Here is a 23,638-nt window from a genome sequence, read left to right on the forward strand (position 1 = left end):
TTAGCTTAGCCAAACTCTTAACATTGAAAGTAACTTATCCATATCAACCGGTTTCGAAATGTAGTCATTAGCTCCGGCCTCAATACATTTTTCCTTATCATTCTTCATAGCTTTGGCAGTTAAGGCAATTATAGGCAGTTTGGCAAATTCCTTTTTACTTCTGATGAGCCTCATAGCCTCATAACCATCCATTTCCGGCATCATGATGTCCATCAATACAAGATCAATGTGGTTAGAATCTTCCAGCTTTTCTATGGCTTCCCGTCCATTGCTTGCAATGATAATTTTTAGGTCATAAGCTTGTAGTGCACTTGATAGTGCAAATATATTGCGCATATCATCATCCGTGATCAAAATGGTTTTATCTCTCAAAACCTTTTCCATTGTAGATGAAGCTTTGCTCGTATGATGTTTACTGATAAGGGGTGAAGGTGCCTGGCCATCTTGTTTGAGTTTATTCATAAACAAGCTTACTTCATCTATTAGCCTGTCGTTAGATTTGTTGGACTTTAACACCATAGCCTCAGTATACCTCATGATATGAGCCATTTTATCCTGGTCCAGTTCCATCGCGGTATTGATGATTACTGGAATATGCGAGTAGGCCGGGCGGGCTTTGATGATGTCGAGTAATTCGAATCCTGAAATATCCGGAAGTTTAAGGTCAAGGATAATACAATCAAAGGTATATTCATCTAAAAGGGCCAATGCTTCTTTACCAGTAAAAGCTTGTTTTACTTCAACACCTTTCGTTGTTAATTGTTGGGTTAATGCTGCACTCTGCAGCTCCTGGTCTTCAATAACAAGCACTGTGTTTAAGTTGTATTTTAAATGGGCGGCACTTAGTAGTTCGAATGCTTCATCGAGTTGCTCTTTTTCAATTGGTTTTTTCAAAAAGCCAATTGCACCTTCTTTTTTTGCTTTTCCTGCCTTTTCATTTCCTGCCGACATCATGTGCACAGGGATGTGTTTGGTTCTTGGATCAGCTTTAAGTTTTTTAAGGATGGTCCAGCCATCTACTACGGGTAACATTATATCCAGGACAATGGCATCAGGAAGTTCTGAAAAAGCCATTTCCAGGGCCACGTCACCACTGTGGGCAAGAATCGGTTTAAAGCCTTTCTCTATTGCATAGTCATTAAGTAAATCAGCAAATACAAGGTCATCTTCAACAATTAGCAATGTCTGTTTTTCATTGTGATGATCAGGGTTGAAGACTGGGTCAGGTATGATCGGGGTAATGGTTGGTTCTTCAACTTCGATTACTGTATCCTGATGGTTTGCAGTATTGTTCTTGGGAATGAGGAAAGTAAATTTACTTCCTTGTCCTTGTTTACTCTCAACCTGAATTTCTCCGCCCAGTATATGTGCCAGCTCTTTACTGATAGATAGGCCTAATCCTGTACCGCCGTATTTCCTGCTGGTTGATCCATCAGCTTGCTGGAAAGCTTCAAATATTAGTTTTTGTTTGTCAGCTGGGATACCAATGCCGGTATCTTTTACTGAGATGGCAATGATCTCTTCTGTAGTTGTTTTTAACTGGCTAGAGAAAAAGACAGTGCCAGGGTTGGCCTTGTGGATTTCGAGTGTAATTTCTCCATGTTCGGGAGTGAATTTGAAGGCATTTGAAAGCATATTCTTGACCACCTGTTCTGCTCTCGATTGATCAGTAAAAATCTCTTTTGGCAATTCGTTGTCGAGGATGGTATGGAAGGTGATTTTTTTGCTTTTGGCCAATTCGGTGAACAATGCTTCCATATTGTGTTGGATGGCTGCAGGCTTCATTGGGGATATGGTCAGATCCAGTTTTCCGGACTCAATTTTAGACAGATCGAGGATATCGTTGATCAATGTTAGCAAATCTGTTCCGGCATTGTGGATAACGCCAGCATACTTTATCTGATCTTCATTAAGGTTTTCCGGGCGATTTTCTTTTAATATACGGGCAAGAATTAAGATACTGTTTAATGGTGTCCTTAGTTCGTGACTCATATTGGCCAGAAACTCGGATTTATATTTGCTGGAGATCTCCAATTCTTCTGCTTTTAAACTCATGGCTTCTTTAGCCTGGTTTATAGCAATGTTGCGTTCCTCGAGCTGTTGGGCTTTTTCTTCCAGTTCAGCATTGGTTTGACGCAGTTCTTCTTGTTGAACTCTTAATTCTTCTTCGGATGCTTGCAGCTGTTCGGATTTGTAAACCAGTTCTTCATTGGTCGTGCGTAATTCTTCCTGCTGACTTTCCAGCTCTTCTGCCTGCTGTTGGGTTTGCTCAAATAAGGCTCTTAATTTTACACGGGCTATGGCACTGTTTACACCTATGCCTATGCTTTCTTCAACCGTATTTAATAATAAGCGCATGGATTTATCAGGCTTCTGATTTAATCCTAATTCAATAACAGCAATAGCTTTTTCTTCAAAAACTATTGGTACCAGGCAAATACAGTTGGGCGGGGCTTCGCCCAATCCCGATTGTACCTTAATGTAATCTGCTGGGATATCCTCCAGCAATTTATACTGTTTTTCTGCAGCTACTTGTCCAATAAAACCTTCGCCGAAATGGTATTCATGCCTGGTGCTTTTTGTATTGTGCCAGGCGTATCCTCCTTCAAATTTAACGGTCTTTTTAGATTGATTAACGAGGAAAAAGGCGCCAATGGGGGCATTGATGTAGTTGCAAATCTTAGTAATGATATTTGTCGCCAGTTCATCTATCTCCTGTTCGCCACGCATGGCTTCATTAATTGCTGTAGTTCCCGAAAGCAGCCAATTTTTTTGTTTATTCTCGGCTGATATTTTTTCCAGTTGGAGGTTTGAATCTCTGATCTGTGTCTCTGTTTCTTTTTGCTGATCAAATGTTCGCCTGATGTAGGACAATAAGAATAGGATCAGAAAAAATATAATAATAGAGCTAGCTATAACTACAAATTCACTTTGAAAGCTGCTTTTATGAATAGCTGCTTTTCTTTTGACCAGCAATTGTTTTTCTCCCTGAATGATTTTTCCGCTTAGTTCGAGGATCTTGGTTTTAAAAAACTGGCCTGTACCAGCCATTACACGATTTTCTGCTGCATCTTTTCCTTTAGCCTCATAAGTGCGGAGCGTTTCTTTCATGTCCTCTACCTTCTCATGAGCATAAAAATCAAGGGAGTCAATAAGCATTTCCTGAGCAGAGTTATCGGTTACAATTCTTTTTAGGTCTTGAACTGTATTTAAAATTTTTGAAGAGCTTTTCTTGTAGGGAGTTAGAAACTCTGTTTTTTCACTTATAATAAAGCCTCTGAGCCCGGTTTCTGAATTCAGTATCTGGAATTCGACATCCTTGAGCAGGTTAATTACATCATAGGTGTGACTTTGCCACCTGGTGTCGTCGTTTAATTTATCAATACTAAAGTAAGAGGTTATTGCAGAAACCAGAACAAATGAAAGGGAGACGATGAAGCCTGTTAATACTTGTTGTTTAAAAGTCAGTTTAAACATGTTATATGTTGATGATTAAAATCAATAGCTAGAATAGTGAACAATATTAGCGATAATATTTAATTAGCTGTCAGCTGATACTTAATTTGTTCGGAAAATTACCCTAATTCCTGTAAACATTGCATGTAAGTGGCACCAATAGGGATTGATTTATCTCCGATCCAGACCTGATTGCGATCGAATTTGGTTATTTTTTCTTTCGCAATAATGAAAGCACGATGTATTCGGACGAACTTTTTAACCGTAAGGATTTGCAACATCTCATTAAGTGGGACCCTTGTGCTAAGCAAATTGTGATTGTTGAGATGTATTTGCGTATAATTTCCGGAGGCTTCAATATAAAGAATGTCGTTTATCAATACCTTTATTTGTTCGTATCCATCTTTTATAAAGATATATGGCGTTTGTGGGGCATCTCCGGAATTGTTTCTCAGACTGTAAAGTTCTTGAGCTTTATTACATGCTTTTAAGAACCGAGGTAGCGAAAAAGGTTTTAATAAATAATCGATGGCGTTCAACTCAAAGCTTTTTACCGCATGTTCGGAATAAGCAGTTGTAAAAATAACCATTGGAGGAACACTGAGTGTATTTAGAAAGTCGATGCCATTAATATCTGGCATTTTGATGTCTAGGAAAATAAGGTCAGTTTTGTTTTCTTGGAGAAAAATAACGGCATCGAATGCATTTGTAAAGGTTGCAACGAGCTCTATGTATGGGACTTTGGATGCATGGGACCGTACCACATCCAAAGCAATGGGCTCATCATCTATCGCTATAGCAATCATTTTTTAAAGCTAAGCATTTCCTGAAAGCTGTAGTGTAAGGTGAACGAAAAATTCTTTTGCATTTTGTCGGATAATCAATTCGTGTTGATCAGGGTACAATAAGGCAAGTCTTTGTTTTACATTTTGGAGACCTATTCCACTTTGGAGTTTTTCAGGATCGTTGTCTTGCTTCAAGTGAATACTATTATGTACATCAAAGTATAGGGTATGTCCACTGGTTTGTAATGTGATTTTGATGTGAGAAGGTGATTGGAGACTAATACCATGTTTAAAGGCATTTTCAACAAAAGGGATGAGTAACATGGGGGAGATCAGTAAGTTATTTATTTGTTCTTCAATCTGAGTTTCTATAATGATTTCAGGGGAAATTGATGTTCTTAACTTTTGAAGGGCTATGTAATTGTTTAAGTAATCTACGTCTTTTGAGAGCAGGATTTTATCTTCTATATTTTCTTGTAACATAAAACGCATCATGTCTCCTAGTTTTTGAATACCTTCTCCGGTACGATCTGCTTTTTCCTGTAAAGCGGTTCCATATAAGGTGTTTAAAGCATTAAAGAGAAAATGCGGATTGATCTGAGATTTTAGGAAGTTGAGGTTGGCATCGGCCTTTCCCAGTTCTGTTTTTAGGGTAATGATTTCTTCTGTTTTTATGGCATTTCTGTCTTTGTAGATTTTCCAGGCAAGCGGAGTTATGATGATAAGTTGTGTTAGAAAATTGCCGCCTAATATGATTGGGATGGCTACCTTTTCTTGTTGGGCAGCGAGGAGTTGTTTAATTGAAATGGTGGTGATAAAAGAGTTAATGAAAACGGAACTGAATTGCGAATCGTTATCTATTGATAATGGTATAACAATTCCTGCAAGAACTGACATGTACAAAATCGTTATACCAAGCACAGAAAAGAAATACCTTGTACGTTTCCAAACTCTTTTTGATGCTTTTGGTATGTTGATGTAAATCGCATACAAATACAATATTATAGCAAGAGGTATAACTAAAATGGTATATAGCTTGACAAGTGGATGAACAGATATGAGAAATAGCGTAGAAATTATGAGGATCCATGTGCCGGTTAAGAACCCTGCCTCAATGTAAAAGGCATTTTCTTTGTTTGCTCTGTTACATGTAAATAAGATGAAGAGCAATTTAAGTGCAAGCAGTACTGCCCAATATATATTGACAATGCTTATTAGTATTGCTGCTGTAATAAATAGGTATACGAAGGCTACGCTTCTGGCCGCAGGCCCTTCTTTTTTATTTAGTTCGGGACTAACATGAAAGACAAGAAAAAGATAGCATATATAAATGATGAGATAATTGAAAAGAATTGGGACAAGGTTTTCTCCAATAATTGTGATATTGGATTTACTTATGCCATTTATAATCGTTGTATGGTTAATATTGGTTAGTACGCTGTCTGCAAGAGAGAACAAGAATGCAAGAATAATGCAGCCGGTGACAATCCATAGTTCGAGTTTTGCAATTTCTTTTGAGTTCATGTGATTTGGATTATTATAGTTGCTTTATGGTGCAATAATACGCACCCTATTGCTTTGAAATTTTAAAATGTGATGAAACCCTTTAAAAATGTGATGAATTAAATTTTAATTTTGTGGATATGATCGTATACGGAATACCAAATTGCAATACTGTAAAAAAGGCCAGGACATGGCTGGACGAAAATGGATTTAATCCTGAGTTTCATGATTTCAAGAAGAAAGGCATTACTGCTGAAAAACTCAATGAGTGGTGTGAAGTTTTTGGATGGGAAACTGTCTTAAACAAAAAAGGGACTACCTGGAAGAAATTGAGCCCTGATGTACAGCAAATGGTAAAAGATCAAAAGACAGCTGTTGAGGTTTTGCTTCAGCACAATAGCGCCATTAAACGTCCAGTAATTGAGGTTGATGGAAAGCCGGTATTGATCAGTTTTAACGAAGATCAATATGCTGCTGTATTGAGGTAAGTACTGTAAAACTTTTCCTGTTAAAGTTTGTTAAATTATATATTTACCTAATAAACAGCCCTACATTTGATTATGCTTAAAAATCTGCTCTTGTTCCTGATCTTTGTTGTTCCATTTAAAATAATGGCACAGGGCACCGTTTCGGGTAATATCTATGATTATGATAACAAAACCTTCCCATTGCAAAATGTTAAGGTGAGCAATCTAAGCAATAGTCAGTCTGTCGTAACCAAGGCAGCGGGGCAATTTACCATCCCTGCTAAAGTAGGCGATTTGCTGGAGTTTTCATTGACAGGTTACCATACAGATACTTTGTTTTTAATTAATCTGGAGTCGAAAATTGTATTCCTTCCGAGTAGTTCAACTACATTAAGAGAGGTTGAGATTGTAGGGGCAAAAATTAACCCTTCTATTTTAGCTCCGGACCCCTTGGCAAGACCTTTTACACGTGTTGCTACAGATGGTCTTCAGGGGAAGGGTAATAATGATAGGGCAGGGGGATTACTTTTTAATCTTGGTTATGGAAAGTACAGGCGGCAACAGGAAAAGATTAGATTGCTGGAGGAGCGAGACCGGTATCAGGCCGAGATCAATGCTGTTTTTACTGAAGCGTATGTCTCGGATCTGGTAAAACTTAAAGGAGATGATCTAAGGAACTTTATGGCTATGTACAGACCCCCTGAAGAGTTGGTGAAAAGCGAAAGGCCTTTTAATTATGCTTATTATACAGTTAAGGCTTATCATGCCTGGTTAAAATTGTCTCCCGAAGAAAGAAAGATCTCATCAATACCCAAACTAAAGGCCGATTAATAAAACCGTTACAATATAGACGGATCGCATTTCATTTTATATCTTTATTAAATTGTAACTAACAATTTAATATGATTCATAAATCCACATTATTATGTGCTTTGCTATGTGTATGGTGTTTCACCGGTTTTGCACAGCAAGGTAACCTTCCCGCAAGTAACTATGATCCTCATGCTGCTTTTGGTCCCTTGTTTTATACACAAAATGGGAATGAATACCGATCAGCCAGTGGGACTCCCGGCCCAAAGTATTGGCAGAACCGTGCAGATTATAGCATCGCTGCAAATCTTGACGAAGCAAAAAATACGGTGTCGGGAACTGTTACAATTACCTATAAAAATAATAGTCCGGATCGATTGCCTTTTTTATGGTTACAATTAGACCAGAATTTGTTTTCTACGGATTCTCGTGGTAATGCTTTGATTGCCTCGGGTAGCCGTTATGGTTCGAGAGGCGAAAAGCTAGAGGGTGGTTATAAAATAGATGGAATTACCGTGTCTCAAAAAATGAAGCCGGTAAAATTTACTACGCTTACAGAGGATACCCGCATGCAGATTCGCTTAGCCGCGCCAATGGAAGCCAATGGGGATGTCATCTCAATCAAGATGAATTTTTCCTTTATTATTCCTATTAATGGCTCGGACAGGATGGGACACCTGACTACAAAGAATGGAGAGATATTTACCATCGCGCAGTGGTTTCCGAGAATGTGTGTTTATGATGATGTACTTGGATGGAATACATTGCCTTACTGGGGAGCTGGCGAGTTTTATTGTGAATATGGCGATGTAGATTTTACAGTAACGGCGCCTGCTAGTCATATTGTAATGGGGTCGGGTGAGTTGCTGAACCCACAAGAAGTATTTACAGCTGAACAATTAAAACGGTGGGAGGCTGCAAAATTAAGTAATAAAACAATAGCAATCAGATCCGAATCAGAGGTGACAGATGTGAAATCCCGTCCGGCGAAAGATAAACTTACCTGGAGATTTAAAATCAAAAACGCGCGGGATGTGGCTTGGGCTTCTTCGAAGGCATTTGTACTTGATGCTGCTCGCATCAATTTACCCAGTGGTAAAAAGTCGCTTGCAGTTTCGGCTCAGCCGGTTGAAAGTAATGGGAAGGATAGTTATGGCAGGGGAGTAGAATACGTAAAAACTTCGGTAGAGTATTATTCTGGTAAATGGTTTGAGTATCCTTATCCAATGGCTGTTAATGTAGCGTGTAATGTTGGGGGTATGGAATATCCGGGTATTGTATTTTGTGGCTGGACTGCTAAAGGTGCAAGTACATGGGGCGTAATTGATCATGAATTTGGACATACCTGGTTTCCTATGATCGTAGGAAGTAATGAACGTAAGTATGGCTGGATGGATGAAGGATTGAATACTTTCATTAATGGCTTATCATCTGAAGCCTTTAATAAAGGGGAATATAAAAGTAATCCTGTGGATATGCATGCTGTTGCTAAAAGACTTGCATCACCGGACTTGGAATATATTATGTTGACTCCGGATGCTATGAGGGAAGAGAATATTGGTATAAATCTTTATTACAAACCGGCTTGGGGACTAGATCTTTTAAGAAACGAGATTCTGGGGGCTGATCGTTTTGATTATGCTTTTAAAAATTATATCTCTCAATGGGCCTTTAAGCATCCGACGCCATTTGATTTTTTCCGCTCTATGGAGAATGGGGCTGGTGAAGATCTTTCGTGGTTTTGGAGAGGCTGGTTTTTAGAGAACTGGAAAATGGATCAGGCAATTGCTGGTGTTAAAGAAGTTAAAGATGGTGGAGTGGTTACTGGTTATAATATTGTGGTAGCTAATTTGGAAAAAATGCCTATGCCTATCATTATGGAGATTAAAACAAAGAGTGGTAAGACTGATTTGATTAAAATTCCTGTCGATGTATGGATGAGGAATAAAACCTGGACGGTATATTATCCGACAAATGAAGAAGTTGTTTCGGTTGTTTTAGATCCAAAACATGTTTTGCCGGATGTTGATGACAGTAATAATATTTGGAGAGGAAATTAACATTTGCATTCTCTCATATGCATCATGCTTGAAACAAAATTTGCCTTCTATGAATAGGCCTAGGAAGATTTTCCGATTCTTCATCGGTAAAAGATTCCAGACTATGAATAGAATGGCTAATTTTGACTATTACTTAAAGAAGCTGGCTTTCAGCTTTTCTGCATCAATTATTGCTTCTGGTTCTTCGAGTTTAATTAACCAGCCTTTTTGTTTAAGGAGGGTGATTTCTTCTTTGGCAACGGAAAGGTCTTTTCCTTTAATGCTTTTGTGAAAAATAATTGGGGTTTTAGGCTCTACGTTTGCTGGCGTATTGGTTAATATTTCCAATCTGAATTTAGGCCAGATCTGAATATCACCCAGTTGGGCTGAGTAGATCTTTTTAGTTGTATTGGGAGCAATAATCCCCGCAAATTCTCCTTTAAAAGTTTCCTGTTTTTCTGTGCTCAGGCTGGCTAAGAGCTGGTAAGATGTTTCGTTGACAAGGTGAAAATGCGCTACTGAGCTGCTATGTTGATCAGTAACCAAAGCCAGATAAATACCGTCTTTTTTGAACTGGGCCTCCGGGACAACTATGTTGGGTTTATTTGTCACCACATCGTTGTCGGTGATATCACCATGCACCAATGTTACTTTGGTAGCCAGAACAGGGATTTCAAAATCATTTGAGTCTGTTACTCCAATGGTATCTTTATCAATAATCCGGGTAATATACCCTTCAATGTTTTCGTCTACAAAACGAACAAAGTCACCCAGTTTTAAATCCATAATATTGTTGTATTTCGTACAAATTTAGTTATTCTTATTATTTTTGCACTATGGCAGCACGAGAACAGATAAACAATCCACTACATGGCAAGACGCTTGAATTTATATTGAAGCAGTTGGTATGGCACTATGGCTGGGAAGAGATGGGGATGTTGGTTAGGATTGATTGTTTTAATAACAATCCAACACTTAAATCAAGTTTGAAATTCTTGCGTAAGACAGATTGGGCGCGAAAAAAAGTAGAAAAATTATACTTGAATACTTTTCATTAATCTCCTATATTGCGGTGAAGTAGTTTTTAAAATGAACCTCCCAAGATCAGTTAATCTTTATTTTTCTCTTTTCTTTTTAGGTTTCCTGGTCGCTGCCGGTAATTTACAGGCGCAGGAAGTGGGGGATGTTCGAAGTAGTATTGAATTCTCTCCCCAGGTTTCTGTAGGGGCATTTACAGCTGAGCATAAATTGCGTGGTACAGCATATGGGGGTGAGTTGATTTACCATATGAATACTATTGCCCACCCCAGGCCATGGATGAAGCTTTTGAATTTGAAAAGTCTTGATCTGGTTTTCAATTATAAGAATATGAGCGACATTGTAATGGTGTCAGATCCGAGGCCGAATAGGTTTGGGGATTCATATGCACTGATCGCTGCACTTAACTTTTCGTTATTAAAGATAAAAGGAACCGAGTTGCTGCTTACGCCAGGATTTGGATTTGGGTATTTGGGGGAAACCTGGTTTACCAATGAAAATATACTGGTAGGTAGTCATCTCAATTTTTCGTCGCGGATTGCATTAAAATTAGCTACTCAAATTGGGTCATCCACAAAGCTATTGGCCGGGATAGACGTTCTCCATTTTTCTAATGCGGCGATTAGGGTGCCAAACAATGGGATGAATGTGAGCAGTGTTAGTTTGGGGATTGCCCAGTCATTGAATGTGAGGAAGACTGTTAATGATACTGTATCCTCTAGAAACCCTGCGGAATACAAAAAGCATAGTGTGGATTTTGGGGTTAATATCGGGCGACGTGGAGTGTACAGGAGTAAAGATGGCTTGTATAAGACTGGTTTATATGCGGGGTACAATTATAGACTGAACCCTGTTCTTGCTTTGGGTGCAGGAGTAGATGCCGTTTATTACCATACTATTTATGATCCGCTGAGGAATGAGGAAACTTTTCAATCTAAAGCAAGCTCGTTTGACCGATGGCGGGTAGGAGCGGCTATCGGACCAGATTTGTGGCTGGGTAGATTGGGGGTGATGACTAAATATGGTTATTATTTGCATTACAATAGTCTGAAGGATATGAAGACCTATTGGACTGCCGGATTGAAGTATCAAATTATGGAGCGGCTAGCTGTTCAGGCTAAAATGTATTTGCATCAAACTGAAGCCGATTTTGTAGGGTTTGGATTGATTGTTACGCCCTAAAAAAATTAGATTTAGTGATAGAAATTTGGGTATGTAATTATGCCTTTGTCTTTTAAGGGATTAAATTTGTGTTAACCCCTTGATTTATAAAATGTATTGTCTTACCTTTGCAGTCCCTTATTGAGGGGTAAAGTTTTTAAACATTAATAGAAAAACAAAAAAAGAACAATGCCAACCATTCAACAATTAGTTAGAAAAGGTAGAGTAGCACTGGAGTTCAAGAGTAAGTCTCCGGCGTTGGACAGCTGTCCACAGCGAAGAGGTGTATGTACACGTGTATATACCACTACCCCTAAAAAACCAAACTCAGCAATGCGTAAAGTTGCGCGTGTACGTTTAACCAATGGTAAAGAGGTTAATGCTTACATCCCTGGAGAAGGTCACAACCTACAGGAGCACTCAATCGTATTGATCCGTGGTGGTCGTGTTAAAGATTTGCCAGGTGTACGTTATCACATCATCCGTGGAGCATTAGATACTTCAGGTGTTGCTGGTCGTAACCAACGTCGTTCTAAATACGGAACAAAACGTCCTAAGCCAGGACAAGTAGCTGCGGCACCAACAAAAGGTAAAAAGAAATAATTAGGAGGAAAACAAAATGAGAAAGTCAAAACCAAAAAAGAGAATCATTCTTCCTGATCCGAAATTTAACGATGTTCAGGTGACCCGTTTCGTAAACAACATGATGTTTGACGGAAAGAAATCTATCGCTTATTCAATTTTTTATGATGCTGTAGAATTGGCAGAGAAAAAAGCTGGTGAGAATGGATTAGAAGTATGGAAACGTGCTTTAACTAATGTAATGCCTGCAGTAGAGGTTAAGTCACGCCGTGTTGGTGGTGCTAACTTTCAGGTTCCTACAGAGGTTAGACCTGACCGTAAGATTGCTTTAGGCATGAAATGGTTAATTTCATATGCACGCAAACGTGGTGAAAAAACAATGAAAGAGAAATTAGCAGGTGAAATCGTTTCAGCAGCTAAAGGTGAAGGTGCAGCAGTGAAGAAAAAAGAAGATACGCATAAAATGGCTGAAGCCAACAAAGCGTTCTCTCATTTCCGTTTCTAATTATTAGAGAATCATAAAATGTCAAGAGATTTAAAATTTACAAGAAATATTGGAATTGCGGCTCACATTGATGCGGGTAAAACCACAACAACTGAGCGTATTCTTTATTATGCTGGGGTAAACCACAAGCTTGGTGAGGTTCACGAAGGTGCATCTACCATGGACTGGATGGTACAAGAGGCTGAACGTGGGATAACCATCACGTCTGCTGCTACTACTGTTTTCTGGCCTTACCGCGGTAACAAATATCAGGTAAACGTTATCGATACTCCTGGACACGTGGATTTTACCGTAGAGGTAAACCGTTCATTACGTGTTTTGGATGGATTGGTGTTTTTATTTTCAGCTGTTGATGGTGTTGAGCCTCAATCTGAAACTAACTGGCGTTTAGCTAACAACTATGCAGTTCCACGTATCGGTTTTGTTAACAAAATGGACCGTTCAGGAGCTGACTTCTTAAAAGTTGTTAAACAAGTAAGAGACATGCTGGGTAGCCATGCAGTTCCTTTGCAATTACCAATCGGTTCTGAAGATAGCTTTAAAGGGGTTGTTGATTTGATTAACAACCGTGGTATTGTTTGGAATGAGCATGATAAAGGTATGACCTTTACTGAAGTGCCTATTCCCGATGATATGTTAGGTGAGGTTGCTGAGTGGAGAGAGAATTTATTAGAAGCTGTTGCTGATTATGATGAGTCATTAATGGAGAAATTCTTTGATGATCCTAACTCAATCACTGAGCGTGAGATTCTTGATGCATTGCGTAAAGCAACTTTAGATGCAAAAATCGTTCCTATGGTTTGTGGTTCATCTTTCAAAAACAAAGGTGTTCAAACCATGTTGGATTTGGTAATGGAGCTATTGCCTTCGCCAATGGATGTTGATGGTATCACTGGTACCAATCCTGAAACAGGTGCAGAAGTAACCCGTCAACCAGATGTAAACGAGCCTTTTGCAGCTTTAGCATTTAAAATTGCAACGGATCCTTTCGTAGGTCGTTTGTGTTTTATCCGTGTTTACTCAGGTAACTTAGAAGCAGGTTCGTACGTTTATAACGCACGTTCTGAGAGCAAAGAGCGTATTTCTCGTATCTTCCAAATGCATGCTAACAAGCAAAACCCAATTCCTAACGTAGGTGCTGGTGATATTGCTGCTGTAGTAGGATTTAAAGATATCAAAACAGGTGATACACTTTGTGATGAGAAAAATCCGATCATTCTTGAGTCTATGGATTTCCCTGAGCCAGTTATCGGTTTAGCTATTGAGCCAAAAACTCAGGCTGATGTTGATAAATTGGGTATTGGTCTTGGTAAACTTGCAGAAGAGGATCCTACATTCAGAGTTCAGACAGATCAGGAAACTGGTCAGACTGTAATCTCTGGTATGGGTGAGCTTCACTTAGATATCTTGATTGACCGCTTAAGACGTGAGTTTAAAGTTGAGGTTAACCAAGGTGCTCCTCAGGTTGCTTACAAAGAAGCAATCCACGGTAGTGTTCAACATCGTGAGACTTATAAAAAACAATCAGGTGGTCGTGGTAAATTCGCGGATATCCAGGTTGTTATTTCTCCAATCGATGCTGACTTTGAAAAAGGTGGTTTACAATTCGTAAACGAAATCACTGGTGGTGCTATTCCTCGTGAATTTATTCCTTCAGTTGAGAAAGGTTTTGCGGCTTCAATGGCTAATGGAGTATTGGCTGGATATCCACTTCCAGACATGAAAGTTCGCTTAATTGATGGTTCATTCCACGCAGTCGATTCAGATGCTTTATCATTTGAGCTTGCTGCTAAAATGGCTTACCGTGAGGCATTACCTAAATGTAGTCCAGTATTGATGGAGCCTATCATGAAAATCGAGATCCTTACCCCTGAAGAAAACATGGGTGATGTAATCGGTGATATGAACCGTCGTCGTGGTCAGCTTTTAGGTATGGATACACGTAATGGTGCTCAGGTAATTAAAGCAACTGTACCTCTTTCTGAGATGTTTGGTTATGTAACCCAGTTACGTACCATTACTTCTGGTCGTGCAACTTCTACAATGGAGTTTGATCACTACGAACCAGCTCCTAAAAACGTACAGGATGAAGTAATTGCTAAATCAAAAGGTAGAATCAAGTCGGTAGAATAATTATAGATGAAGGAATAAAGAGCAAGGATAAAAGATATGGTGTTTATGCATTATGGTCTTTATTCCTTGTTCCTTCCTTCTTAATCTAAAAGATAAATCTGACCCTTGTTATTAATAGCTCTAACATTGGTCGTAATTTTAAATATCATGAGCCAAAGAATCAGAATCAAATTAAAATCTTACGATTATAATCTGGTAGATAAATCTGCTGAGAAAATCGTAAAAACTGTTAAACCTACGGGTGCAGTGGTTAGCGGACCTATTCCGTTGCCTACAGAAAAGAAAATTTTCACTGTTTTGCGTTCACCACACGTGAACAAAAAAGCACGTGAGCAATTTCAATTATGTGCTTACAAGCGTTTGTTAGATATTTATAGCTCTAACTCAAAAACAGTTGATGCATTAATGAAACTTGAATTACCTAGCGGTGTTGAAGTAGAAATTAAAGTTTAACTATATTGACAGTTAAAAAGAAAAGCCTTCCTGATCATTTCGGGAAGGCTTTTCTTTTTGTAATTGTTTATTTACCTCAGTTTTTTAATTCGTCAAGTTTGTTGCGTTCATCCTGGAGTTCCCTCGCTAGTTTTTTCTCCTTATCATTTGCCTTAGTTTTATAGGATTGATATTCCTGAGCGATTTCCTCATATAGGGTGCTACGGTATTTTGCTTCATGGATGTGTTTAGCAGATCTCAGGATGACGAAGGCTAGGGCAGCAGCCAGGCCAATTATCAAACTCCATACAATGGTGTTGTAGTTTGATTTGGTAAATGATATCCCGAGGAAATTGATCTCGTTTACTTTTGCGTTTGTGCCGGCTAGTGCACTTTCTTTTCCACTGATCTGATTTTTTAAATCTGCGATACTTTTTTCATGATCTTTAAGCTTTTGGTTAGCGCCTGCAAGTTGCTTGCGTGTTGTTATGAGGGTGTCGCTAAGGCTTTGCCAGAAGGCGTTCATCCTGTTCGGATTTACAAGTTTATATCCGTTTATAGATTTAGATTTTGCAAGCATCAGTTGGTATTGTCCTTTTAAGCTTGGGTCGACTTTAGTGGAATCATTTGTTAACTGGCCCTGAGCAGTGAAGCTCAGTATTAAAGCCGAAAGAATAGGGAGTATTACTTTTTTCATTGGAATATAATTTTGTTTTTTAATTGTAATGAAGCTATCATGAGTAATATTCATCGCTGCTTGTGTGTTTTTACTCATGATGGTTTCATCATATGGGTATTGGTTTATGTCTAATTTAACAATGATATTTTAATTTTATTGTGTTCTGGTTGTAGATAGTATATTTGCAGCAATGTCGGTATTACTATTTACAATTATAGTTTTGATAGGGGCTTTTTTGGCCGGATTGGTGGGCTCGCTTACAGGCCTGGGTGGTGGGGTAATCATTATTCCATTGTTAACACTTGGACTGGGTGTTGATATTCATTATGCAATAGGTGCATCGATCATATCTGTAATTGCTACTTCATCGGGTTCTGCTGCTGCATATGTTAAGGAGGGGATCACAAATATCCGGATTGGGATGTTTTTAGAGATTGCCACTACTATAAGTGCAATTATTGGTGCGATAGTAACTGTTTTTATTAATCCAAGCTATATTGCTGTTATTTTCGGCTTGATCCTTTTGTTTTCTGCCGTGATGATGGTTCGTAAGAAAGTAGATCATTCTGATAATGATACTTCTGGGAATCTGGCTGTATTTTTTAAGCTGAATGGTACTTATCCTGTCGATGGTGGTGTTAAGAAATATGCTGTACACAATGTGATTGGAGGATTTTTAATGATGTTTGTTGCGGGCATCATATCTGGTTTACTTGGGATTGGTTCGGGTGCATTGAAAGTCATCGCTATGGATAATATCATGAGAATTCCGTTTAAGGTATCAACTACCACAAGTAACTTTATGATGGGTGTAACTGCGGCTGCAAGTGCGATCGTTTATCTTCACAGGGGACAGATTGATCCGGGAATAGCAATGCCTGTAACTGTGGGGGTATTACTTGGGGCTACCATTGGATCGAAAATATTGGTTAGAACTAAAACGGATAAGCTAAAAGTGGTATTTGCGGTTGTGGTTACTTTTTTAGCAATTCAAATGATTTATAATGGATTATCTGGTAGGTTATGATAAAGGAGAGTAAGAATTTTTTTGCCGACAAAGATATACAGGTTATTTTGGGTACCCTGCTTAGGGTAGGAGTGATTTCTTCTATGACGGTTGTGTTTATAGGGGGACTTATTTATCTGTTTTTTAACCATGCAAATGTGGTTGATTATAGTAAGTTTGATTCCGGGAAGTCGGGGTTCTCTTCTATTGCTGCAATTTTTAATGGATTGACCACTATGGATGGGGCCGCAATTATTCAATTTGGCACTTTATTGTTGATTTTTACGCCGATAGCCAGGGTTGTTTTTTCGGTTTTCAGTTTCCTGATTGAGCGGGATTATATGTATGTTTTGATTGGTTTAATGGTTTTATCCATTATCTTATATAGTTTAAGCGACAATTTAGTTGGTTAAAACTAGCTTTAATTGTGTGCTACCCAGTGAAAACAAATTTTTAGCGATTATTTGAAAAATATTTAGCTAACTATTTGAAAATTAAGATTTCTTTCTTATTTTTGCCCTCCCTTAAGTGGGATGTGTATCCACCTTGAACGAAGCCCTACTGCTTCGATGGGTGTTAAATTAAAAAAAGAAAATGTCAGGTATTATTGGAAAAAAAGTAGGAATGACCAGCATATTCGACGCGGATGGTAAAAACATACCATGTACTGTGATCGAAGCTGGACCTTGTGTTGTAACACAGGTAAAGACCGAAGAGAAAGACGGTTACGTTTCAGTTCAGTTAGGTTTCGACGAAGCCAAAGAAAAGAACACTACCATGCCTCTTAAAGGCCACTTTGCGAAAGCAAGCACTACCCCAAAACGTAAATTGGTTGAGTTTGAGCCGTTTGAAGAATCACTTAGCTTAGGTGATACTGTAACGGTGAGTATCTTCAACGAAGGTGATTTTGTGGATGTAGTTGGTACGTCAAAAGGTAAAGGTTTCCAGGGTGTTGTAAAACGTCATGGTTTCGGTGGTGTTGGTGGGCAAACTCACGGACAGCACAACAGGATGCGTGCGCCAGGTTCATTGGGTGCTGCTTCGTATCCTTCTCGTGTATTTAAAGGTATGCGTATGGCGGGTAGAATGGGTGGTGACAGAGTGAAAGTTCAGAACTTACAAGTTTTGAAAGTTTATGCTGATCAAAATCTAGTTGTAGTTAGTGGTTCCGTTCCAGGAGCTAAGGGTTCTTACGTAATCTTAGATAAGTAAGCAGATGGAAGTTAAAGTATTAAACATTTCAGGAAAAGAGACAGGTGCCAAGGTGCAACTCCCTGAGTCGGTATTTGGCATAACGCCTGTTGACCACGCAATTTATTTAGATGTTAAACAGTATTTGGCTAATCAACGTCAAGGTACTCACAAGTCTAAACAACGTAATGAGATTGCTGGTTCAACCCGTAAACTATATAAACAAAAAGGTACTGGTGGTGCTCGCGCCGGAAGTATTAAATCTCCATTGTTCAACGGTGGTGGTCGTGTATTTGGCCCTCAGCCACGTGACTATAGCTTCAAATTGAACAAAAAATTAAAATCATTAGCACGTAAGTCTGCTTTATCATATAAGGCTCAAGACAACAATGTTGTGGTTTTAGAAGATTTTACTTTTGATTCGATCAAAACTAAAAACTATATCAATTTGGTTAGTGCATTAAACTTGACTAACGAAAAGACATTGTTGGTTTTACCTACACAAAATAACAATATCTATTTATCAAGCAGAAACATTCAGAAAGTGAAAGTAATTACTGCAGATCAGTTAAATACTTATGATGTATTAAACTGTGGCAAACTTTTGTTAACTGCGGATTCTGTTAAAACAATCGAGGAGGCGTTTGCCAAGTAATATGGAATTTTTAAAGAAACCAATATTAACAGAGAAAGCTTCTGCATTAACAGAGAAGTCTAATCGCTTTACTTTTAAAGTAGAACCTAAAGCAAATAAATTGCAGATTAAGGGAGCCATAGAAAAAATGTACGGCGTTAACGTTTTAGCCATTAACACAATGGTTGTAAATGGTAAAATTAAGTCCAGAAATACTAAAGGCGGATTAGTTACGGGACGTAGCCCGAAATACAAGAAAGCGATTGTAACCCTGGCTGCAGGTGAGACAATTGATTATTACTCGAATATTTAATAAGAATTGAATAATTTATAACTATGGGCTTAAGAAAATTTAAACCAGTTACTCCGGGTACCCGCTTTAGAGTTGGTGCCAGCTTTACGGAGATTACAGCAACCAAGCCCGAAAAATCATTGGTTGTATCTTCTAAGAAATCGGGAGGACGTAACAATACAGGAAAGATGACTATGCGCTACATGGGTGGTGGTCACAAAAAATCTTACCGTTTAATTGACTTTAAACGTGATAAGTTTGATATTCCTGCAACAGTAGCTACTGTTGAGTACGATCCAAACCGTACAGCACGTATTGCATTGTTACATTATGCAGACGGCGAGAAGCGTTATATTATTGCACCGGAAGGTTTGCAAGTTGGGCAGAAGGTAGTGTCGGGTGATACCGCAACTCCTGAGGTGGGAAATACTTTAAAATTGAGCAATATTCCTTTGGGATCTATTGTACACAATGTGGAGATTAATCCAGGTCGTGGTGCTCAGTTGGCACGTAGCGCTGGTGCTTATGCACAATTGGCAGCTCGTGATGGTAAATATGCTACATTGAAAATGCCTTCAGGTGAAGTAAGATCTATCTTAGTTACTTGTTTAGCAACAATCGGAGCTGTTTCCAATTCAGATCATGCGAATGAAGTATTGGGTAAAGCTGGTCGTAGCCGTTGGTTAGGCCGTCGTCCGAGAACACGTCCGGTAGCGATGAACCCGGTAGATCACCCTATGGGTGGTGGTGAGGGTCGCTCATCAGGAGGTCAGCCTCGTTCAAGAAATGGTGTATACTCAAAAGGATTCAAAACCCGTACACTTAAAAAATACTCAAATCGTTTCATCATAGAGAAAAGGAAGAAATAATGGCTCGTTCGATTAAAAAAGGACCTTATATTGACCATAACGTAGAGAAGAAAGTAGTCTCTATGAATGATTCAGGCAAGAAGTCTGTAATTAAAACTTGGTCTCGCAGATCAATGATCTCACCAGATTTTGTGGGACATACATTTGCAGTGCATAACGGTAATAAATTTATACCGGTATACGTAACAGAAAACATGGTTGGTCATAAACTGGGAGAGTTTGCTCCAACCAGAACATTTAGGGGTCACTCTGAAAAGAAAAAATAATTAAGAGATGGAAGCAGTAGCGAAATTAAACAATTGTCCAACCTCACCACGTAAGATGCGTTTGGTTGTAGATCTTATCAGAGGTGAGCGTGTTGAGAAAGCTTTACATATTTTAAAGTTCACCAATAAAGATGCAGCAATAAGAGTTGAGAAACTATTATTATCAGCTATCAAAAACTGGGAAAATAAAAATGAAGGTTCTCGCCCTGAAGAAAACCAGTTATACGTGAAAACGGTAATGGTAGGCGGTGGTCGTCAGTTAAAAAGATTAAGACCAGCACCTCAAGGACGTGGTTACAGAATACGTAAGCGTTCAAACCATGTAACTTTGGTAGTAGATAGTAAAAACGTTGAAACTCAAAACTAATTAACAGAAATGGGACAAAAAGCACATCCAATAGGTAACAGGTTAGGAATCATCAAAGGTTGGGATTCTAACTGGTTCGGTGGCAACAACTATGCTGATAAATTAGTTGAGGACGAAAAAATAAGAAAATACCTTTCTGTACGTATCGCAAAAGGTGGTGTATCAAAAGTTGTTATCGAGCGTACGTTGAAACGTATTACGGTTACAATCCACACTGCTCGTCCAGGTATTGTGATTGGAAAAGCAGGGGCTGAGGTTGATAAGATCAAAGAAGAGTTGAAGAAATTGACTAAAAAGGAAATTCAAATCAACATTTTTGAGATTAAACGTCCTGAGCTTGATGCACAATTAGTAGCAGAAGGTGTTGCAAAACAATTAGAAGCAAGGATCTCATTCCGTAGAGCAATGAAATCTACTATCGCATCAACAATGCGTATGGGTGCTGAAGGTATCAAAATTATGACTTCTGGTCGTTTAGGTGGTGCTGAGATGGCTCGTAGCGAACAGTATAAAGAAGGAAGAATTCCTTTGCATACTTTCCGTGCAGACATTGACTATGCATTAGCAGAGGCTTTAACTACTTATGGTAAAATAGGTGTTAAAGTATGGATCTGTAAGGGTGAGGTTTACGGTAAACGTGATCTTTCTCCAAACATCGGTGCAACGAGCAATGCTCCAGGCAAAGGTGGCAGACCAGAAGGTGCTTTTGGCGGTAGAGACAGAGATAACCGTGGCGGTGGCGACAGAAGAAACGATAACCGCGGTGGTGGTAATCGTGGCGGAAGAGGCCCTGGTCAAGGCGGTCCTGGTGCAGGAAATAATAGAGGTGGAAATTCTCAGAACAGAGGTCCTCGTAAATAATTAGTTAACAAATCGTTTTACGATAATATTAAAATAAAATGTTACAGCCAAAAAGAACGAAGTTCAGAAAGATGCAGAAGGGCAGAATGAAAGGTTTAGCAACTCGTGGTGCTGAATTATCATTCGGGTCTTTTGGGATCAAATCTTTAGAGTCGACCTGGATTACCAGTCGTCAGATAGAGGCAGCCCGTATCGCCGTAACTCGTTTCATGAAACGTGAAGGTCAGGTATGGATTAGAATATTCCCGGACAAACCGGTGACTAAGAAACCAGCTGAGGTACGTATGGGTAAAGGTAAAGGTGCTCCTGAATATTGGGTAGCCGTAGTTAGACCTGGACGCATCATTTTTGAAGCAGAGGGTGTTCCTTTAGAAGTTGCTAAAGAAGCAATGCGTTTAGCAGCTCAAAAATTACCGATCCAAACAAAATTTGTAGTACGTAGAGATTACGTAGAAGCATAATTAGTGTAGGGTTGAATGTTGTAAGTAACTTGTTATTACAACCTCTGGACCCGCAAAATAAAAATTAATAAAATGAAGAACTCAGAAATTACAGGGCTTTCACAAGAAGAGCTAGTAGCCAGGATTGCAGAAGAGACAGAAAACTTAGTTAAGTTAAAGTTTGCGCATACAATTTCGGCTATAGAAAACCCAAGCCGCATTAGCAAGGTTAGGAGAAATATTGCCCGATTAAATACTGAAGTGACTAAGCGTAAAGCGGAGTCTGCTACTGAAACTAAATAACTTTAGAGTCGAAATGGAAAGACAATTAAGAAAAACAAGAACCGGGTTGGTGGTAAGCAACAAGATGGATAAATCTATTGTTGTAGCGGTAGAACGTAAAGTGAAACACCCGATCTATGGTAAGTTTGTTAAGAAAACTACCAAATTTATGGCTCATGACGAGAAAAACGATTGCGGTATTGGAGATACAGTACTGATCATGGAGACTCGTCCGCTGAGTAAAAACAAGAACTGGAGATTAGTGGAAATTTTAGAAAGGGCTAAATAACATGGTACAACAGGAATCAAGATTAAACGTAGCCGATAATAGCGGCGCAAAAGAAGTATTGGTTATCCGTGTACTTGGTGGTACTGGAAAGAGATATGCTTCTATTGGTGACAAAATCGTTGTTACCGTGAAAAGTGCATTACCTTCTGGAAACATTAAGAAAGGAACAGTTTCTAAAGCAGTTGTTGTAAGAACAAAGAAAGAGATCAGACGTAAAGATGGTTCTTACATCCGTTTCGACGACAATGCAGCAGTATTATTAAATGCACAAGATGAGCCGCGCGGTACACGTATTTTTGGCCCGGTAGCGAGAGAACTGCGTGAAAAACAATTCATGAAAATTGTATCATTAGCACCGGAGGTATTATAAAATGAAAAATAAAGTAACTACACCAAAAATAAAAATCCGTAAGGGTGATTTAGTAAAGGTTATCGCCGGCGATTCAAAAGGTCAGCAAGGAACTGTACTTTCAGTATTGGTTTCTAAAAGCAGAATACTTGTAGAAGGTGTTAACCTTGTATCAAAACATACAAAACCAAATGCTGCTACCCCTAATGGTGGTATCATTAAAAAAGAGGCTGCTCTTCATATTTCTAACGTAGCGCTGATTGACCCTAAAACAGGTGCAACTACGCGCGTTGGCAGAAAGCTTAATGCTGATGGGAAATTGGTTAGGGTATCTAAAAAATCAGGAGAGGAGATCAAATAATGGCTTACGTACCAAGATTAAAAAGTAAATATAAAGAGGAAATTGTAACGGCACTTAAAGATAAGTTCAATTACAAAAGCGTTATGCAAGTTCCTAAGTTGGAGAAAATCTCTATCAACCAGGGTGTTGGTCGTTTCGCTGTAACTGACAAAAAGATTATGGACAGCTCTATTTTAGAGATGAGTACAATCGCTGGTCAGCAAGCAGTAGGCGCAAAATCTAAAAAAGATATCTCAAACTTTAAATTGCGTAAAGGTATGCCAGTAGGTGTACGTGTAACTTTACGTGATAACAACATGTATGAGTTTTTAGACCGTTTAATTTCCGTAGCTTTGCCACGTATCCGTGATTTCAAAGGTATCAATGATAAAGGTTTTGATGGTAAAGGAAATTACACTTTAGGTGTAACTGAGCAAATCATCTTCCCTGAGATCAACATCGATAAAATCAACAAGATTTTAGGTATGGATATTACATTTGTAACATCTGCTACTACTGACGTTGAGGCATTGGAACTTTTAAAACAATTTGGGTTACCATTTAAAAATCAAAAAACAGAGCAATAATGGCAAAAGAAGGAGTAAAAGCTCGCGAAATTAAGCGCCAAAAATTGGTTGCTAAATATGCAGAGAAACGTGCAGAACTTAAAGCTGCAGGTGATTACGAAGGACTAGATAAGTTACCAAAAAACTCATCAGCAGTACGTTTACACAATCGTTGTAAATTAACTGGTCGTCCTCGTGGATATATGCGTACTTTCGGTATATCAAGGGTATTGTTCCGTGATATGGCTTTAGCAGGAAAAATTCCTGGAGTAAGAAAAGCAAGCTGGTAACCCCAG

30 protein-coding genes are annotated in these 23,638 nt (G+C 38.8%); 25 read left to right on the forward strand and 5 right to left on the reverse strand.

Annotated elements, in window-relative coordinates; all coding sequences use genetic code 11:
* From P0Y49_01515 to P0Y49_01525, 3 genes are all read right to left on the reverse strand, one after another.
* Positions 1-3,477: a response regulator gene (locus P0Y49_01515; protein ID WEK19831.1), complete on the reverse strand. Its 3,477-nt coding sequence runs from the start codon at positions 3,475-3,477 to the stop codon at positions 1-3.
* Between the two features lie 98 nt (positions 3,478-3,575).
* Positions 3,576-4,262: a LytTR family DNA-binding domain-containing protein gene (locus tag P0Y49_01520; protein WEK19832.1), complete on the reverse strand. Its 687-nt coding sequence runs from the start codon at positions 4,260-4,262 to the stop codon at positions 3,576-3,578.
* A gap of 9 nt (positions 4,263-4,271) precedes the next feature.
* Positions 4,272-5,765, reverse strand: coding sequence for a histidine kinase (locus P0Y49_01525; GenBank protein WEK19833.1), 1,494 nt, complete (start codon positions 5,763-5,765; stop codon positions 4,272-4,274).
* A gap of 119 nt (positions 5,766-5,884) precedes the next feature.
* On the opposite strand from P0Y49_01525, the gene P0Y49_01530 reads away from it, so the two are divergent.
* From P0Y49_01530 to P0Y49_01540, 3 genes are all read left to right on the forward strand, one after another.
* The gene (locus P0Y49_01530) at positions 5,885-6,232 is read left to right on the forward strand and encodes an arsenate reductase (protein WEK19834.1); all 348 of its coding nucleotides are present in this window, start codon (positions 5,885-5,887) and stop codon (positions 6,230-6,232) included.
* Between the two features lie 72 nt (positions 6,233-6,304).
* Positions 6,305-7,042 carry a carboxypeptidase-like regulatory domain-containing protein gene (locus tag P0Y49_01535; GenBank protein WEK19835.1) on the forward strand — a complete coding sequence of 246 codons (738 nt, stop codon included), beginning with the start codon at positions 6,305-6,307 and terminating at the stop codon, positions 7,040-7,042.
* 71 nt (positions 7,043-7,113) lie between these two features.
* Positions 7,114-9,081 (forward strand): M1 family metallopeptidase, encoded by a 1,968-nt coding sequence (locus P0Y49_01540; protein WEK19836.1) that lies wholly within the window; start codon positions 7,114-7,116, stop codon positions 9,079-9,081.
* A 129-nt stretch (positions 9,082-9,210) separates the two neighbouring features.
* Here the strand turns inward: P0Y49_01540 and P0Y49_01545 are convergent, their stop codons facing one another.
* The gene (locus tag P0Y49_01545) at positions 9,211-9,846 is read right to left on the reverse strand and encodes a hypothetical protein (GenBank protein WEK19837.1); all 636 of its coding nucleotides are present in this window, start codon (positions 9,844-9,846) and stop codon (positions 9,211-9,213) included.
* Between the two features lie 50 nt (positions 9,847-9,896).
* On the opposite strand from P0Y49_01545, the gene P0Y49_01550 reads away from it, so the two are divergent.
* The 6 genes from P0Y49_01550 to rpsJ all read left to right on the forward strand — a co-directional run bounded on the left by P0Y49_01550 (position 9,897) and on the right by rpsJ (position 14,932).
* Positions 9,897-10,118: a VF530 family protein gene (locus tag P0Y49_01550; GenBank protein ID WEK19838.1), complete on the forward strand. Its 222-nt coding sequence runs from the start codon at positions 9,897-9,899 to the stop codon at positions 10,116-10,118.
* A 31-nt stretch (positions 10,119-10,149) separates the two neighbouring features.
* Positions 10,150-11,280 (forward strand): acyloxyacyl hydrolase, encoded by a 1,131-nt coding sequence (locus P0Y49_01555; GenBank protein ID WEK19839.1) that lies wholly within the window; start codon positions 10,150-10,152, stop codon positions 11,278-11,280.
* 168 nt (positions 11,281-11,448) lie between these two features.
* Positions 11,449-11,862, forward strand: coding sequence for a 30S ribosomal protein S12 (rpsL, locus tag P0Y49_01560; GenBank protein ID WEK19840.1), 414 nt, complete (start codon positions 11,449-11,451; stop codon positions 11,860-11,862).
* A gap of 16 nt (positions 11,863-11,878) precedes the next feature.
* Positions 11,879-12,346 (forward strand): 30S ribosomal protein S7, encoded by a 468-nt coding sequence (gene rpsG / locus P0Y49_01565; GenBank protein WEK19841.1) that lies wholly within the window; start codon positions 11,879-11,881, stop codon positions 12,344-12,346.
* Between the two features lie 18 nt (positions 12,347-12,364).
* A complete protein-coding gene (gene fusA / locus P0Y49_01570) occupies positions 12,365-14,479 on the forward strand; it encodes an elongation factor G (protein ID WEK19842.1) in 2,115 nt (704 codons plus the stop codon).
* Positions 14,480-14,626: 147 nt separating this feature from the next.
* A complete protein-coding gene (rpsJ, locus tag P0Y49_01575; GenBank protein WEK19843.1) occupies positions 14,627-14,932 on the forward strand; it encodes a 30S ribosomal protein S10 in 306 nt (101 codons plus the stop codon).
* Between the two features lie 76 nt (positions 14,933-15,008).
* Here rpsJ and P0Y49_01580 read toward each other — a convergent pair whose 3' ends face one another.
* On the reverse strand, positions 15,009-15,608 hold the full coding sequence (locus P0Y49_01580) for a hypothetical protein (protein ID WEK19844.1): 600 nt from the start codon (positions 15,606-15,608) through the stop codon (positions 15,009-15,011).
* A 172-nt stretch (positions 15,609-15,780) separates the two neighbouring features.
* Between P0Y49_01580 and P0Y49_01585 the strand changes: the two genes are divergently transcribed.
* The 16 genes from P0Y49_01585 (at position 15,781) to rpsN (ending at position 23,632) form a co-directional block, all read left to right on the forward strand.
* On the forward strand, positions 15,781-16,617 hold the full coding sequence (locus P0Y49_01585) for a sulfite exporter TauE/SafE family protein (GenBank protein ID WEK19845.1): 837 nt from the start codon (positions 15,781-15,783) through the stop codon (positions 16,615-16,617).
* Complete coding sequence (locus tag P0Y49_01590; GenBank protein ID WEK19846.1) at positions 16,614-17,009, forward strand: DUF1634 domain-containing protein; 396 nt, start codon at positions 16,614-16,616, stop codon at positions 17,007-17,009. The genes P0Y49_01585 and P0Y49_01590 overlap by 4 nt, the downstream gene beginning before the upstream one ends.
* A gap of 181 nt (positions 17,010-17,190) precedes the next feature.
* Positions 17,191-17,808, forward strand: coding sequence for a 50S ribosomal protein L3 (gene rplC, locus P0Y49_01595; GenBank protein ID WEK19847.1), 618 nt, complete (start codon positions 17,191-17,193; stop codon positions 17,806-17,808).
* A gap of 4 nt (positions 17,809-17,812) precedes the next feature.
* Entirely contained in the window at positions 17,813-18,442 is a 630-nt protein-coding gene (gene rplD / locus P0Y49_01600; GenBank protein WEK19848.1) for a 50S ribosomal protein L4, read from the forward strand.
* A 1-nt stretch (position 18,443) separates the two neighbouring features.
* A complete protein-coding gene (gene rplW / locus P0Y49_01605) occupies positions 18,444-18,734 on the forward strand; it encodes a 50S ribosomal protein L23 (protein WEK19849.1) in 291 nt (96 codons plus the stop codon).
* 23 nt (positions 18,735-18,757) lie between these two features.
* Positions 18,758-19,582, forward strand: a complete 825-nt coding sequence (rplB, locus tag P0Y49_01610) for a 50S ribosomal protein L2 (GenBank protein WEK19850.1) — start codon at positions 18,758-18,760, stop codon at positions 19,580-19,582.
* Complete coding sequence (rpsS, locus tag P0Y49_01615; protein WEK19851.1) at positions 19,582-19,848, forward strand: 30S ribosomal protein S19; 267 nt, start codon at positions 19,582-19,584, stop codon at positions 19,846-19,848. Before rplB ends, rpsS begins: the two co-directional genes overlap by 1 nt.
* 7 nt (positions 19,849-19,855) lie before the next feature.
* On the forward strand, positions 19,856-20,215 hold the full coding sequence (rplV, locus tag P0Y49_01620; GenBank protein WEK19852.1) for a 50S ribosomal protein L22: 360 nt from the start codon (positions 19,856-19,858) through the stop codon (positions 20,213-20,215).
* Positions 20,216-20,224: 9 nt separating this feature from the next.
* Positions 20,225-21,076, forward strand: coding sequence for a 30S ribosomal protein S3 (gene rpsC, locus P0Y49_01625; GenBank protein ID WEK19853.1), 852 nt, complete (start codon positions 20,225-20,227; stop codon positions 21,074-21,076).
* A gap of 38 nt (positions 21,077-21,114) precedes the next feature.
* A complete protein-coding gene (rplP, locus tag P0Y49_01630) occupies positions 21,115-21,537 on the forward strand; it encodes a 50S ribosomal protein L16 (GenBank protein WEK19854.1) in 423 nt (140 codons plus the stop codon).
* 72 nt (positions 21,538-21,609) lie between these two features.
* Entirely contained in the window at positions 21,610-21,819 is a 210-nt protein-coding gene (rpmC, locus tag P0Y49_01635; protein ID WEK19855.1) for a 50S ribosomal protein L29, read from the forward strand.
* Between the two features lie 13 nt (positions 21,820-21,832).
* Positions 21,833-22,087 (forward strand): 30S ribosomal protein S17, encoded by a 255-nt coding sequence (rpsQ, locus tag P0Y49_01640; GenBank protein ID WEK19856.1) that lies wholly within the window; start codon positions 21,833-21,835, stop codon positions 22,085-22,087.
* A 1-nt stretch (position 22,088) separates the two neighbouring features.
* Positions 22,089-22,457: a 50S ribosomal protein L14 gene (gene rplN / locus P0Y49_01645; GenBank protein WEK19857.1), complete on the forward strand. Its 369-nt coding sequence runs from the start codon at positions 22,089-22,091 to the stop codon at positions 22,455-22,457.
* Positions 22,458-22,485: 28 nt separating this feature from the next.
* Positions 22,486-22,797, forward strand: coding sequence for a 50S ribosomal protein L24 (rplX, locus tag P0Y49_01650; protein WEK21765.1), 312 nt, complete (start codon positions 22,486-22,488; stop codon positions 22,795-22,797).
* Positions 22,797-23,363, forward strand: coding sequence for a 50S ribosomal protein L5 (gene rplE, locus P0Y49_01655; protein WEK19858.1), 567 nt, complete (start codon positions 22,797-22,799; stop codon positions 23,361-23,363). The genes rplX and rplE overlap by 1 nt, the downstream gene beginning before the upstream one ends.
* Positions 23,363-23,632 (forward strand): 30S ribosomal protein S14, encoded by a 270-nt coding sequence (gene rpsN / locus P0Y49_01660; protein ID WEK19859.1) that lies wholly within the window; start codon positions 23,363-23,365, stop codon positions 23,630-23,632. Before rplE ends, rpsN begins: the two co-directional genes overlap by 1 nt.
* Positions 23,633-23,638: the final 6 nt, after the last annotated feature.

This window comes from Candidatus Pedobacter colombiensis (assembly GCA_029202485.1).
Taxonomy (GTDB): domain Bacteria; phylum Bacteroidota; class Bacteroidia; order Sphingobacteriales; family Sphingobacteriaceae; genus Pedobacter; species Pedobacter colombiensis.